This window comes from Curtobacterium sp. LFS079 (assembly GCF_047977865.1).
In the GTDB taxonomy this organism is placed as follows: Bacteria; Actinomycetota; Actinomycetes; order Actinomycetales; family Micrococcaceae; genus Arthrobacter.
In genome coordinates, this window is sequence record NZ_JBFPFO010000004.1 from 200911 (window position 1) to 214956 (window position 14046).

At 64.0% G+C, this 14046-nt stretch carries 12 protein-coding genes; 3 read left to right on the forward strand and 9 right to left on the reverse strand.

The window, feature by feature from the left end:
* Window positions 1-12: 12 nt before the first annotated feature.
* The 3 genes from ACNQPB_RS09265 to ACNQPB_RS09275 all read right to left on the reverse strand — a co-directional run bounded on the left by ACNQPB_RS09265 (window position 13) and on the right by ACNQPB_RS09275 (window position 3994).
* The gene (locus tag ACNQPB_RS09265; protein WP_498751021.1) at window positions 13-1761 is read right to left on the reverse strand and encodes a flavin reductase; all 1749 of its coding nucleotides are present in this window, start codon (window positions 1759-1761) and stop codon (window positions 13-15) included.
* Between the two features lie 50 nt (window positions 1762-1811).
* Window positions 1812-3053, reverse strand: coding sequence for a styrene monooxygenase/indole monooxygenase family protein (locus ACNQPB_RS09270; protein WP_498751022.1), 1242 nt, complete (start codon window positions 3051-3053; stop codon window positions 1812-1814).
* A 146-nt stretch (window positions 3054-3199) separates the two neighbouring features.
* A complete protein-coding gene (locus tag ACNQPB_RS09275; protein WP_498751024.1) occupies window positions 3200-3994 on the reverse strand; it encodes an SDR family oxidoreductase in 795 nt (264 codons plus the stop codon).
* A 334-nt stretch (window positions 3995-4328) separates the two neighbouring features.
* On the opposite strand from ACNQPB_RS09275, the gene ACNQPB_RS09280 reads away from it, so the two are divergent.
* Window positions 4329-5267, forward strand: coding sequence for an AraC family transcriptional regulator (locus ACNQPB_RS09280; protein ID WP_498751026.1), 939 nt, complete (start codon window positions 4329-4331; stop codon window positions 5265-5267).
* A gap of 102 nt (window positions 5268-5369) precedes the next feature.
* Here ACNQPB_RS09280 and ACNQPB_RS09285 read toward each other — a convergent pair whose 3' ends face one another.
* The 5 genes from ACNQPB_RS09285 to ACNQPB_RS09305 are packed head-to-tail and all read right to left on the reverse strand — an operon-like array spanning window position 5370 to window position 11711.
* Window positions 5370-7760, reverse strand: a complete 2391-nt coding sequence (locus ACNQPB_RS09285; protein WP_498751028.1) for a bifunctional salicylyl-CoA 5-hydroxylase/oxidoreductase — start codon at window positions 7758-7760, stop codon at window positions 5370-5372.
* Window positions 7761-7774: 14 nt separating this feature from the next.
* Window positions 7775-9436: an AMP-binding protein gene (locus ACNQPB_RS09290; protein WP_498751030.1), complete on the reverse strand. Its 1662-nt coding sequence runs from the start codon at window positions 9434-9436 to the stop codon at window positions 7775-7777.
* A gap of 55 nt (window positions 9437-9491) precedes the next feature.
* Window positions 9492-10364 (reverse strand): acyl-CoA thioesterase, encoded by an 873-nt coding sequence (locus ACNQPB_RS09295; RefSeq protein ID WP_498751032.1) that lies wholly within the window; start codon window positions 10362-10364, stop codon window positions 9492-9494.
* A gap of 3 nt (window positions 10365-10367) precedes the next feature.
* A complete protein-coding gene (locus ACNQPB_RS09300; RefSeq protein ID WP_498751034.1) occupies window positions 10368-10850 on the reverse strand; it encodes a cupin domain-containing protein in 483 nt (160 codons plus the stop codon).
* Window positions 10851-10853: 3 nt separating this feature from the next.
* A complete protein-coding gene (locus tag ACNQPB_RS09305) occupies window positions 10854-11711 on the reverse strand; it encodes a fumarylacetoacetate hydrolase family protein (RefSeq protein WP_498751036.1) in 858 nt (285 codons plus the stop codon).
* 134 nt (window positions 11712-11845) lie between these two features.
* On the opposite strand from ACNQPB_RS09305, the gene ACNQPB_RS09310 reads away from it, so the two are divergent.
* Together ACNQPB_RS09310 and ACNQPB_RS09315 are read left to right on the forward strand one after the other, a co-directional pair.
* Window positions 11846-12244 carry a RidA family protein gene (locus ACNQPB_RS09310; RefSeq protein WP_498751037.1) on the forward strand — a complete coding sequence of 133 codons (399 nt, stop codon included), beginning with the start codon at window positions 11846-11848 and terminating at the stop codon, window positions 12242-12244.
* Between the two features lie 110 nt (window positions 12245-12354).
* Window positions 12355-13167, forward strand: coding sequence for an MBL fold metallo-hydrolase (locus ACNQPB_RS09315; RefSeq protein WP_498751039.1), 813 nt, complete (start codon window positions 12355-12357; stop codon window positions 13165-13167).
* On the opposite strand, the gene mmuM is transcribed toward ACNQPB_RS09315, so the two are convergent.
* Window positions 13048-14004: a homocysteine S-methyltransferase gene (gene mmuM / locus ACNQPB_RS09320; RefSeq protein ID WP_498751041.1), complete on the reverse strand. Its 957-nt coding sequence runs from the start codon at window positions 14002-14004 to the stop codon at window positions 13048-13050. The genes ACNQPB_RS09315 and mmuM overlap by 120 nt on opposite strands.
* Between the last annotated feature and the right edge of the window lie 42 nt (window positions 14005-14046).

Sequence of the window (14046 nt, forward strand, 5' to 3'; positions counted from 1 at the left end):
CGTTCGGTCCCCTCAGAAGTCCGGATGGCTGGCGGCGGTATGGTATTTGCCGCCATGGAACACCAAGGGCGCCCCTCCGGTGTTTTCGTATTTCTCGACCTCGCCGACATAGATGACGTGGTCACCGGCGTCGTGCCTTGACACAGTCCGGCACTGGAAAGTGGCTACCGCTCCGTCCAGTAGCGGAATCCCTGCAATTCCTTCCGAAGTTTCCGCGCCGGCGAATTTGTCGGTCGACGGGGTTGCGAATTGCCGGGACAGCACATGCTGGTCGCTGGCAAGGATGTTGATGGCGAAATGCGTGGAGTCCTCGAAATCCCCAAGGCTCGGCGAGCGCTTACTGGGACACCACAGCACCAGCGGAGGCTCCATCGAAACCGACGTGAAGGAATTGGCGGTCATCCCCACCTTCCGGCCGTTGCTCCCGAGGGTCGTGACTACAGTGACCCCGGTGGCGAATTGCCCGAGCGCACTTCTAAGATCCCTCAAATCAAAGGCCGCCGAGTCCTCTTCCTTCCCGGCCTGCACAAAATCTGCGGCAGCTTGGGGATCGAACCACCACGGATAGAACGTGCGGGGATCGTCGAAGCCTCCGGCGATGCTGGCGGCCAGTCCGGGATGCTCTGCCGCTTCAGCCAGGACAGCGCGCTGGTAGTCCCTCCGGGGCTTGAGCATGTCGTTTGTCCACCCGACTGCCCACTGGCCCCAGCCCCGCCAGAACTCATCGAAGGTCCGTTCCATCCACTCCCTGTCGAACGGCTGGTCTCCCCTGCGGAGGATGGAGTCAAGGTAATAGCGGGCAGCGAGGGTGGCATTGTTCGACCCCTGCCCGGTGAGGGGGTCGTTGAGGAGCACGGCGTCTCCGAGGCCGAACACGAGTTTGCCCTCCCCCAAATCTCCGACGGCGGAACGGACGGTAGGCGTGATCCGCCCCAGGAGAGTGGCTCCATCGTCCGTCAGGCTTGCATTCGCGAAGTTTCCCGCCTCATGGGGAAAGTGCTCTTCCAGGATTTCCAGCGAGCGGCTCAGCTGTTCTTCCGGGGTGCTGACATCGGTCCATCGGTCCATCGGCCCGCCCACGACGCCTTCGAACACCATCATCCGGCACGGGCCGGAAACTGTAAGCCCCGGGAAGGTGAAGAATTCGCCGACGCCGGGCACCACGGACATGCGGATGCTGTCAGCTCGCTCGGTGGACTGATCGTTGCCTGCGTCGCCCAGCGAAACGTAATTAAGGGCAAGGACCCGCTGGGGCCGATCGAAGGGAGACTTGGACTTGTCCCTGGGAAAGATCCCGCCGATCTCGCCCTTGCCGGTGCTGACAATGACGAGCTCATAGGCCTGTGCGAGTTCTTCCAGCATTCGCGGCGTGACTTTCTCAATGCGGAAATCACCGCCGCCGGCTACGAATGATTCGATCCAGGCGGCGCTCTTGATCCGCTGGTCAATTGAGCGCGCCGCCCCGTCCAGGGGCGCTTCCCACTGGATGGCGTCCTGCCCGGCCCCGCCTTCAACGCGCAGTTGTATGGCGTTGATCGCCGGCACGGCTGCTTCGCGATAGAGGCTGGCCAGCGCCGGACCAAGCTGCCCTTCGGCAGTGAGGGCCGTGGCGAACATGCATTGGCTGGACATGACCTTGCCCGTGCGGATCTGGGCAGCCGAGCGGTCTGAGAACAGCGTGACCGCATAGCCCTCCCGCTGCAGGCCCAGGGCCAGTTGGGCGCCGGATTCACCGGCTCCGATAATTGCGATTTTTCGCATCTTTTGCTTCTTTCAGGCGACAGAGTTTGCCGGTAGTGATGGAACAGCAGTCAGGACGCCGTCACAGGGGCCACGCTTGCCAGATAAGCCGAGGCCTTGTCCGGGTACATGAACCATTCCTGGAAGTCAGGCGGATTGTTGAAGCCGTTGACGAAGCGGTTGGCGATTTCGGGTGACTGGCCGGCGGCTCCCAGAAGTTCAAGAACGTGCGGGGGTGGCGGGGCGAGAAGGGCGTTGGTCCAATGCGCCACGTGCCGGGCGTAGTCCCAGTACCGTTCGAAGGCTTCCTGCATGAACGTTGCATCGAAGGCAGCTTCGCCGTGCGCCGCAATGCTCTGCAGGTACGACGCTGCGCACTTGCTGGCATTGTTGGAGCCCTGGCCGGTGATGGGATCGTTGAGGACCACGACGTCCGCGATGCCAAGGACTTGCCGGCCGCTGGGCAGGGTGGCAATCGGATGCCTGACGGTGGGAGCGAAGCGGCCTTGCAGGAAGCCGTTCCGGTCGGTCAGTTCGACGTCGGCGGCCCGGACTGCTTCCCACGGCAGGTACTGCTTCAGGATGTTCTTGGACGCTTCCAGGTGTTCCTCGGGTGTGAGGCCCTTCCAGCAGTCCATGGGCCCGCCCGGGATGCCTTCGAACACCATGATTTCGCAGGGGCCGGTTGTGGTGAGGGCGGGGAAAGCGAAGTATTCGCCGACTCCTGGAATCAGGTTGAAGGAAACGGCGGAGTGCTCTGCCCTTGGTTCCATCCCCTTTACGTAGGTCAGGGCCAAGGCCCGTTGGGGAGCGTCGTAATGGCTGCGTGTGGCATCTCGGGTGAACAGCTGTGCTATTTCTCCCTTGCCGGCCGCCACAATGACCAAGTCCGACTTCAGGGTGTAGCGTTCAAGGTCCTCCACGCCTGCGTCCTCGAAGACGAGCTCGCCGCCCCGGGCCACGAACTCCTCCATGAACCGGGGGAACTTGACGCGTTGGTCAATGGACTGCGCCGGGTTGTCCAGGCGGGAAGCCCAGTTGATGGCTTTCTCCCCCGGAACGTCGGGGTGAGGTATGGTGAAGGAGATTCCGTCAACGGTCGGCGCCTCGGGCCAGAAGTCGAGCCCCAATGCCCTTTCGTGTTCAAGGGCGTTGTGAAAAATGCATTGGCTGGATGAGACCTTGCCTTGGTGAATTTCTTCGGCGGTGCGGTTTGAGACCGTGGTCACGTCGAATCCGGCTTGGAGCAGACCGATACCCAACTGCAGGCCGGCCTGTCCCGCTCCGACGATGGTGATGTGGCGCTGTGTCATGGTGTTGCCCTTGTCTTTCTGCTGTCCCGGCATCCGTGGATGAATGGAGGTGAGTCTATTTGGCATGGTCTGGGGGCGGGATGGGGATGGGTCTTCTCCCCGCCCGGAAGCTCTGTGTGCACGGGCATGACGTCCTTCACCGGTCGTCAACTGCCTTCAGCCATGAGGAGCGGTATGGCTTCCTCGGCGCGTTCCGGCCCCAGCGCCGAGTATCCGCCGTCGACTGCCCAGTCGGCTCCGGTCACGAAACTGGCCCGGTCGCCGGCGAGGAATGCGACGACGTCGCCGATCTCCTGGGGCCGGCCGACCCGCTTCAGGACGTGGAAGGGGGCGGCCACGGCGTCGGTCTTCTCGATGTTTCCGTTGCTCAGGGAGTCCATGATGTTGCTCCACACCCAACCCGGACTGACCGAGTTGACCCGGATGCCGTCCGCGGCGAAATCCACGGCCATGCTGCGGGTCACCTGCACCAGGGCCGCCTTGCTGGCCGGGTACAGCCACCGGCCGGTCTGGGCGACGGAACTGGAAATCGAGGTGAAGTTGACGATGGCTCCGTGGCCCGAAGCCTTCAGGTGGGGCCGCGCTGCGTTGCTTGCCATGACGGTGCTGACGAGGTTGACGTTCAGCGCCTCCAGCCAATCGTTTCGATTCGATCCCGCACCGTCGTCCTTGTAGGTGCAGGCCAGGTTGACGAGGATATCGATGCTTCCATGGGCCGCTGAGGTTTCATCCATGAGCCGGGATACAGCGGTGTCATCCGTGATGTCGGTGTGCGAAAAGCTGACACCGCTGCCCAAAGCGCTGAGCTGGGCGCCGCCGTCGGCGTCGATGTCGGCAACCACCACGGCGGCACCGGCTTCCCGAAGCGCTGTGACGACGCCCCGGCCGATCTTGGTTACGCCGCCGGTGACGATTGCGGTCCTGCCGGAGAGTCCTGACATGGTCAAACCTTTCGTGGATGGCTGTGGGATGGTGCCGGTGGGAGTGGCTACTTGGCTGCGGGCCTGGGTGCGGGCTTCGGATGGGTGCGTTCCCATTCCAAGCGGCGCTCGTGGACGAGCTTGACGTTCTTCATCTCTGCTCACCCCTTCCACCGGAGTTCGTTGTTGCATTTCCATGACGTGCGTCATACTTGTTCTAAAAGTGACTCTATTCACACCCTGAAAACCGGTATATCCACTTGGCGCAGGGCACATCCGAAAAGCGAAAACCGCGGAAGTCAGGTGCGCAACCATGAGAATCCTGCCGCGCGACGTCCTAAGAGGCCGTCCAACCGTGGCCACCAAAGATGTCGATGATGCCCACCAAAAGATCGCCGAACTCTTTTGCAGCCATGATCTGGTTCCCCAGACCCGCGGACATTCCGTTGACATGAAATTGCGGTCCCTGCACCGTGGCGACGTCGGGATCGAATACCTGGACTACGGTGCGGAGGTCCGGATCAATCCGGAAGGGCTTGAGAACTTCCACCTCGTTCAGATTCCCCTCGCCGGCCACGCGCGCATGAGCGTTGGCACGAACACCATCGAATCCAGCCCCTCAACGGCAACGGTTCCTCCGATCGACCGCCCGTTTTCAATGGCATGGGATAGCGGAACTCCGCATCTGATCGTCTATGTGAAGCGCCTCGCGCTTGCCTCAGTGGCCGAACAGCTCTACGGAGACAGCCCGCGCAACGGCGCGGAACTCGGTTACGCGATGGACCTCACCGGTTCGCCGGGCAGGGCCTTCCTGAGGTCCGTCGTCGAACTTCACGAGGACATGATCAGCAAGTCATCAACCACGGCTCCTGCCTTCGTCCAGAAGCTTCTGGTCGACACCATGTTGTCGCGGCTTCTCATGGCCATGGACTACACGTTGGTGGAAGGCAAGGAAGGAAAGCCGGACTCGGAGAGCCGTTTGATCCAGCGCTTCAGGGAACTGCTGGAACGTCACGCCACGGAGGAGATCGCCGTCCCCGATATTGCGGAGAATCTGGGCGTCTCGGTGCGCACGCTGCAACTGGCCCTGCGCTCCGAACTCGGCGCCACGCCGTCGGAGCTGCTGAGAAGAGTCCGCTTGGATCGCGCCCGGGAACTGCTCCTCGCTGCGGAGCCCGGGCAGGAGACCATCATCGCGATAGCCGAGCGCTGCGGGTTCTCCCATCAAGGCCGGTTCTCAGCCCTCTACCTGGATACCTTCGGCGAATTGCCGTCGGAGAGTCTTCGGCGTTAACGCGGAAAGGGGCGGGAATTCTCCCGCCCCTTTCGGCAATCACGACGACGGCGCCAGCACGCTTGGGGGATCTCCTTGCGGAACGCTCCCCTACTTCATCCCTTACTTCACCAGGACCTTCCCCGGCAAGGAGTCGGGCGTCCAGCGCAGATGCGTGGTTGCATCCTCGGCATCCGGCTCCTTCAGCAGGGACAAGCGCGGGCGCACGGCGTCGGTGCGCGCGCTGGGCGGCTTCCGCCGTCCTGCGCGGAATTGCGGGATCCACTGGGCGCCGGGGCCCGCGTATTCCTGCTCCGCCGCGGCGTGAAGGGTCCACTGCGGGTCGTACAGGTGGGTACGGCCGAGGGCAATGAGGTCTGCACGGCCTGCGAGGAGGATCGAGTTCACGTCGTCGTAGCTGGAGATGGCCCCGACGGCGATCACAGCCACGCCTGCCGGAGCGGCGACTTCATGGCGGATGCGGTCCGCGAACGGCGTCTGGTAGCTGCGGCCAAAGGCAGGCTTCTCCTCCTTGGCAACCTGCCCCGTGGACACGTCCAGGCCTTCGGCGCCGTGGGCGACGAAGGCACGGGCGATCCCGACGGAATCGTCGGAAGTGTTGCCACCTTCGATCCAGTCGGTCGCGGAAATGCGCACCGTCACAGGCTTGCTTGCAGGCCAGGCTGCGCGGACGGCGTCGAACACCTCCAGCGGGAACCGCAACCGGTTCTCCAGGCTGCCGCCATATTCGTCGGTCCGGCGGTTGGACACCGGCGAGAGGAAGGAAGACAGCAGGTAGCCGTGCGCGGCGTGGATTTCCAGGAGATCGAAGCCGGCTTCGTCCGCCCGGCGGGCGGCCTCGACGAACTCGGCCTTGATCGCGTCCATCCCGGCCCGGTCCAGCTCCACCGGGGTCTGGTTCCCGGGGCCGTACGGCAGGGCGGACGGCCCGACGGCGGTCCAGTTGCCGGAGTCGAGGGGCTCGTCGATGCCTTCCCACATGAGCTTGGTGGAGCCCTTGCGGCCGGAATGGCCCAGCTGGGCACCGATCTTCGCAGTGGAACGGGTGTGGACGAAGTCCACGATTTCCTTCCAGCTGTCGCGCTGGACGTCGGTGTACAGGCCGCTGCAGCCGGGAGTGATCCTGCCGGCCTCGGAGACGCAGACCATTTCGGTCATGACAAGGCCGGCGCCGCCGAGGGCCTTGGAACCGAGGTGGACTTTATGGAAGTCTCCGGGGATGCCGTCGACGGCCGAGTACATGTCCATCGGGGAAACGATGACGCGGTTCTTCAGCTCCAGCCCACCGATGCGGTAAGGCTGGAACATGGCCGGCCCGGTTTCGGTGAGCCCCTGGGACTCAGCGAAGTTGCGGTCCACGGCCTCGGCGAATTCGGGGTCCCGGAGGCGCAGGTTTTCCTGGGTGATGCGGCGGCTGCGGGTGAGCAGGTTGAACGCGAACTGCGTCGGGTCCTGGTCCTTGTACTGGCCGATGCGTTCGAACCATTCAAGGGATGCCTGGGCAGCACGCTGCGTGGACGCGACCACGGGACGGCGCTCGGCCTCGTAGGCCTCCAGGGCGGACGCGACATCCAGGTGCTCATGCAAGCAAGCCGCAAGGGCCAGCGAGTCCTCCATTGCGAGCTTGGTGCCCGAGCCGATGGAGAAGTGCGCAGTGTGGGCGGCGTCGCCCACCAGGACCACGTTGCCCTTGCGCCAGCTCCGGTTGCGTACCGTGTTGAAGTTCAGCCACTTGGAGTTGTTGGACAGGACCTCGTAGCCGTCCAGTTCCTCGGCGAAGATCGAGCGGATTTTGGCGATCGCCTTCTCGTCGGAGACGCCCGGCGGGAAGACCTCGTCCGCGGTCTCGTCGAAGCCTGCCGCGTGCCACACGTCCTCGTGCATTTCCACGATGAACGTCGAGCCTTCATCCGAGTACGGGTAGCCGTGGATCTGCATGACGCCCCACTCGGTTTCCTTCACGAAGAACTTGAAGGCCTCGAATACCTGGTCCGTGCCGAGCCACATGTACTTGTTGGTGCGCGGGTCCAGGTCCGGGCCGAACGCGTCGGCGTACTTGGCGCGGATCTGCGAGTTGACGCCGTCCGCGGCGAGCACCAGATCGTAGTTTGCCTCCAGTTCCTCGATGGCCGGTGCCATGGTCTGGAAGCGCAGGTCCACGCCCAGTTCGGCGCAGCGGCGCTGCAGGAGCTCAAGCAGCTCCTTGCGGCTCATTGCTGCGAAACCCTGGCCGCCGACGGTGATCCTTTCGCCACGGAAATGGATGTCGATGTCGGACCAGCGGGCAAAACGGCGGCTCATGTAGTCGGCCACGACGGCATCGGCATTGCCGATGCCGCCAAGGGTCTCGTCGGAAAACACGACGCCGAAACCAAAGGTGTCGCTGGCGGCGTTCCGTTCCCAGAGCGTGATGTCGTGGGACGGGTCCAACTGCTTCATCAGTGCTGCGAAGTACAACCCGCCCGGGCCGCCTCCGACAATGGCAATCTTCATGGTGTTGCTCCTTCTCAGGCCTGGCTCTGGCCGGCCGGGGTAAGTTCTTTGGTTTCGCCCGCGACCTGCTCGCGGAGCTTGAAGTGCTGCAGCTTGCCGCTGGGATTGTGCGGGAGTTCGGTCACGAAGCGGACGTCCCGCGGGTACTTGTAGGGGGCAATGGTCTGCTTGACGAAGTCCTGAATCTCCTTGCGCTTCCCTGCGTCACCAACGACGCCCTCGCGCAGCACTACGAAGGCGCAGACGATGCTGCCGCGCTCCGGGTCCGGGATTCCGATGACGGCGTTTTCCACAACATCCGGGTGCTGATCGATGGCGGATTCGACCTCGGGCGCGCCGATGTTGTAGCCGGAGGAGACGATCATGTTGTCCGCCCGTGCCTGGTATGTGAAGTACCCGTCGTCGTCCATGGAGAACGTGTCGCCTGTGACGTTCCAGCCGCGGACCACATAGTTCGCCTGCCGCGCGTCGTCGAGGTAGCGGCAGCCTGTCGGGCCGATCACTGCCAGGCGTCCGACGTGGCCGGGACCAAGCTCATTGCCTTCGTCGTCCAGGATCGTAGCCCTGTAGCCGGGCACGGGCCGCCCGGTGGTTCCGGGCCGGATGTCATCGCCGGCCGCTGAAATGAAGACGTGCAGCATTTCCGTGGCGCCGATGCCGTTGACCAGACGCAGCCCCGTTGCCTTGTGGACGGCCTCCCATGTCTCCTTGGCCAGGTGTTCGCCGGCGGAAACAGCGATGCGCAGGCCTCGGAGCAGGTCTCCGCGGTTTTCCTTGAGGATGGTGCGATACGCCGTGGGTGCGGTGAACAGGATGGTCGCCCCCGCGGCCGCTGCTTGTTCAGCCAACTCCACCGGCCCGGCCCGTTCGATCAGCAACGACGACGCTCCAAAACGCAGCGGGAAGACCACCAATCCGCCGAGCCCGAACGTAAAGGCCAGCGGCGGGGAACCTGCGAATACGTCGGCCGCCGTGGGCCGCAGAATGTAGCGGGCGAAGGTGTCGGCGTTGGCCAGGATGTCCCGGTGGAAGTGCATGGTCACCTTCGGCACACCGGTGGTGCCCGACGTCGGGCCCAACAGGGCGACGTCCTCCGCGGCGGTGTCCACGGCCGTGAAGATTCCGCTCTTGGCCTGGCAGCGGGCGATGAGATCGCCGTCGTCGTCATGTGCGCCGTACGAAAGCACCGTGATGTCCCCGCCGGCGGCCGCGGCAAGCTCCTCCACGAATCGATGATCGGAGATCGCGACTATCGGCTTGGTGAGCTGGATCAAGGTGGCAACCTCGGCGGTGCGCAGCATCGGCATGGTGGTCACCACCACGGCGCCGGCCTTCAACACGCCGAGCCAGGCGGCGACGAGCCACGGATTGTTGGGACCGCGCAGCAACACGCGGTTCCCGGGGACGACGCCGAGATCTTCGCTGAGGACCTGCGCTACCTGGTTGGACCGCTTCTGCAGTTCTCCGTAGGTCCAGACGGATCCATCAGGCGTGCGCAAAGCGGGACGATCGCCGCCATGTTCCTCGACGGCCTTGTCGATGAGCACAGCTGCAGCGTTGAGCCGCTCGGGATATTGAAGCTCGGGCAAGGTGAATTCAAGCGCCGGCCAGGTATTTGCCGGTGGCAGGTGATCACGGGTGAACGAGTCCACGTGGGCCGATGCCGTATGGGTCATGGCCGTTCCTTTCAAGTGGTGCATCTCTAATGCTGGCGGATAGTGTTCCGGGCGCCTAGGCGCCGGGGCGAATCATTCCTTCTTGGGCAACGGTGGCGAGAAGCCGTCCTCCCCGGTCGAAGAACCGGCCCATGGCCAGTCCACGGTTGCTTTGGCCGGACACGGCTTCCTGGGCATAGAGGATCCAGTCGTCGGCGCGGCCTTCACGGTGGAACCACATGGAATGGTCAAGGCTGGCTGTGGTGAGTCCGGGGCTGGACCAGTGCAGTCCGTTGACCCTGAGCAGGGGTTCCAGGATGGTGTAGTCGCAGACATATGCCAGGGCGGTTCGGTGGAGGTCCGCGTCGCCGGGCAAGGTGTCAAATGCCCTGACCCAGATGGCTTGCTGCGGCACGTTCCCGCCCTCCAGCTCGACGTAGACGGGTCCCGGAACATGGCGCATATCGAAGCTGCGGCCAGCGGACCAGTATTCCGCGGCAGCCCCCGTTGCTTCGGCCAACACTTCTGCTGCGCTGCGCAGGGATTCGGGCTCGACGGCGGCAGGAGACCCGGGCTGGAAGTCCGGTCCGGCCTCCGGAACCTGGAAGGAACCCATCGCCGCGTAGACGGGCTTGCCGTTTTGGAAGCCGCGCACTGCACGGGTGGAGTACCCGCGGCCGTCGCGCAGGCGCTCCACTTCATACCGGACGCTGGAACCGACATCGACGGGACGCATGAAGTAGCTGTGCATCGAGTGCATCTGCCTGTCGACGCCTACAGAGCGCATCATGGCCGCAGCGGCCTGGGCCACCATGTCGCCGCCATAAGCCTTGGGCCACGGCACATATTGGGTGGTGGCTTCATAGGCTTCGTCGAAAACCTCGGCGGGAACCGGTGTGAGGTCTACGGCCCGGAGGAACGTCTCCGAGGTCAAGGTTCCGGTGATCATTGCTTAGGCCCGGCGGTAGTCGGCAAGGGTTTCGTCGGCGACGTCCTCGAGGTTGACCACGAGGTTCTCCGGCGTGCGCGCGGTGAGCCAAACGAGTTCTTCCGTGACCGACATGTTGGCTTCGACGTGTGGCATGAATGGAGGAACGAATACCCAGTCGCCGGCCTCCATGTCGATGAACTCCTGGTAGTTCTCGCCGAAGTAGATGCGGCCGTGGCCGCGCAACACATAGCCGCCGGTCTCGGCCTCGCCGTGGTGGTGGGGCAGGGAACGGTATCCCGGGGTATTGGAAACCTGGCCGAACCAGATCTTGGTGGCCGGGGTGTGCTGGATGCTCACGCCTGACACGCGGATGCAGTCACCGGACTGGGCCGTGTTCGTGTCCTCCTCACCGGCGCGGGTGACGACGGGAACCACCTTGCCGTCGGGCTGGGCGTAGATGGAGTTTTCGCCTTCGAGGCGGTATTCGGTGGCGGTCTGGCTCATGGGTTACTCCTTGGTTGATGGGGTTGCGTGGATGCGGACGACGTTCTCAAGGCGCCCGATCCCGCTGATTTCGGTAGTGAGGACATCGCCGTCGCTCAGGAAGCGCGGCGGGGTCATGCCCATGCCCACTCCCCCGGGCGTGCCCGTCAGCACGAGGTCGCCGGGGCGCAGGGTGGTGAACCGGGAAATATAGGAAAGAAGCTTGGCGGCACCGAACACCAGGGTGCGCGTGTTGCCCTTCTGCACGACGTCGCCATTGACGTAGCCGTAGACGTCGAAGTCCCTGCCGGCCTCGTCGGGAGTGACCATGACCGGGCCTACCGGCGTGGTCCGGTCGAAGGCCTTCCCTTGGAACCACTGCAGCGTCCGGTTTTGCCAGTCGCGCATGGAGACATCGTTGGCGATGGTGTACCCGGCAATCGCCGCCTTGGCCTGGTCCTCGTCCGCGTGGAACAGTTCGGAACCTACGACGACGGCCAGTTCGGCTTCCCAGTCGACGCGCTCGCTCCCGTGGACCTCGATGACGTCCCGGGCTCCCACCAGCGTGTCCGCGTACTTTGCGAAGAGTGTGGGGTATTGCGGGAGTTCGCGGCCCATTTCCTGGATGTGGTCCCCGTAGTTGAGTCCGCAGCAGATCACTTTGCCGGCACGCGGAAGGAGCGGGGCGAAGTCAGCATCTGCTGCGTCCAGGATGTTCGCCTCATCGGCGGCCTCCTCCGTCGACCGGACGGTCTCCTGCCAGTCCGGCCGGGCGAGCAGGTCCCCGACGTCCGCGGCAGGCAGCGCGAGGTAAGAGCCCGCGCCAGTGGCGAGTGCCGCCGTCGTACCTCCGCCGGCAGTGCGCAAGGTGGCAAGTTTCATGGGGTGTGTCCCTTCGGGGTTCGATATGTCGACTTTTTTACGGTCGTCACATATGCTCAAGGTACACGACAGAAATGATTCTGCCCAGAGCCTTTTCAAAACTTCCCGCAACCACACAAACCAGGAGGAATGGCATGAGCCACAAGACGATCAACCCGGGCACGCTCCCCAAGCCGTCAGGATTTGCCCACGGCACACTCGCGGGAAATCTCTTGTTCCTGGGCGGGCAGACCGCGCTCGACAAAGACATGAACATCGTCCCCGGCGGCATCGTGGAGCAGTTCACGCAGGCGTTTTCCAACGTCCTGGCGACCCTGCGCGAGGCCGGCGGGCAGCCCGAAGACCTGGTCAACGTGACCATCTACCTCACGGACGTGGACGACTACATGGCCAACGGCCGGGAAATCGGACGCATCTGGCGCGAAATGGCGGGTTCCGAGTACCCGGCGATGGCCGGAATCGGCGTCACGCGGCTCTGGCAGAAGGAAGCGATGATCGAAATCCAGGGCATCGCGGTGATCCCGGAGCGGTAGTCCTGCCTCAATGGCCCGGAACCGTCCCATAGACTGGGGCACGCAAGCCCGCTGTCGTAGGACAAACATGGCTCACACTGGACGGGCTGGGGCGCCAGGGCCAGCGAATAGTGTTCAAGGAGAACGAGCCTGGACTTCTCGGGATTACAACAGAGCCAAGTGTCGGGATCGGCCAGACCGCGCAGCTCGTCATGACAAGCCACGGTTCACTTCTGTGGGATCCGCCCGGGTATGCCGATGACAGCGCAGTTCAGGCAGTGCAAGCGCAGGGCCCCGTACTGGCGATCGCCGCCAGCCGTCCGCACATGTTCGGCGTCCAGGTCGAATGGTCGCATCGGCTCGGCGGCGCCCCCGTGTTTGTGGCCGGCGCAGACCGGCGCTGGCTGGGGCGCAACGATCCGGTCATCAATTACTGGTCCGGCAGCCTGACCATTGCCGAAGGGTTGACACTGCACCAGACCGGCGGGCACTTCCCGGGCAGTGCGGTGGTGCACTGGGCCGCAGGGGCAGGTGGCAGCGGAGTCCTGCTGACCGGTGACAGCGTGTTTCCGAATCCAGACCGCCGCTCCATCGCCTTCATGCGCAACTACCCGAATCACTTAACGCTGTCCGGCGCGGTGGCCCTGCGGATCGCCGCCCAGCTGGGAGAGCTCGAGTTCGACCGGATGTACGGAAAACTTCAACAATGTCATCGCGTCCGGAGCCAAGACAATCCCGCACGATTCCGCCCAACGGCACGCTGCGTGGGCCCGGGGAGACTTCGACCACCTGACATGAACCCCGGAAAACCCGGTAGACCGCCGCTAGCTGTTGAGCGCATGCCTTGCCACGGAAGCTATGTCCTTCGGGGTCGTCCGGCAGCACCCGCCAATGAGCCGGGCACCAAGTTCACGCCAGATGCCGCTCCCCTCGACCAGGTTTGACGGACCCCCGGAACCTTCAGCCCCCGCGGCGGGCCCCCACGTCTTGGTGACCGGGTCATAGCTCTCACCCGAGTTCGGGTACACGATCAGGGGCTTTTCAGTCGCATTGCGAAGAGTTTCAAGCGCCGGAGAGACCAATTCGAGCGGGACGCAATTCACGCCAATTGCCGCCACCCGCGGGTGTCCCGCGAAAAGTGCCGCCACCTCACCCAGGGGCGTTCCATCACTGATGTGGCCGCCATCCCGGAGCGTGAAGGAGAACCAGGATTCGACGTCGAACTCTTCCGCGATTGCCAAGAGAGCCTCGGCCTCCGCGAACGAGGGCAGCGTCTCGAATGCTACGAGATGCACTCCCGCCTTCACGAGGGCAGCAACGCGGGACCGATGGAAGTCCATGAACTCTTCCCGACTGAGGAAGTAGTCTCCCCGGTACTCCGAACCGTCCGCGAGGTAAGCGCCATAGGGCCCGACCGACCCGGCAATGAGAAGGGGGCCGGCGTCCGGGTTTTCGGCCAGGTATTCGCGCCGGGCCTCGTCGGCGAGCCGGACACTCAGCGCCACCAGTTCCAAGGCTTTCTCCTCCGTGATGCCACGGCGGGCAAAACCCCGGGGCGTTGCCTGATAGCTCGCAGTCAGGGCAACGGAGGCCCCGGCGTCGAAGTAGTCGCGGTGCACCTGCTTGATCAGCTGCGGCCGTTCCATCAGAACCTTGGCGGACCACAAGGGATCGTCCAGCTTGCAACCGCGTGCTTCCAGTTCGGTGGCAAGTGCACCGTCCAGGGTCAGGTTCGCGCCGGCGTCGAGGATGCGGGACAGCGTGGAGGGACGGGACGTCATTCAGCGCTCCAAAGGCTCGGGATGGCTTTCTCTCTTGTGATC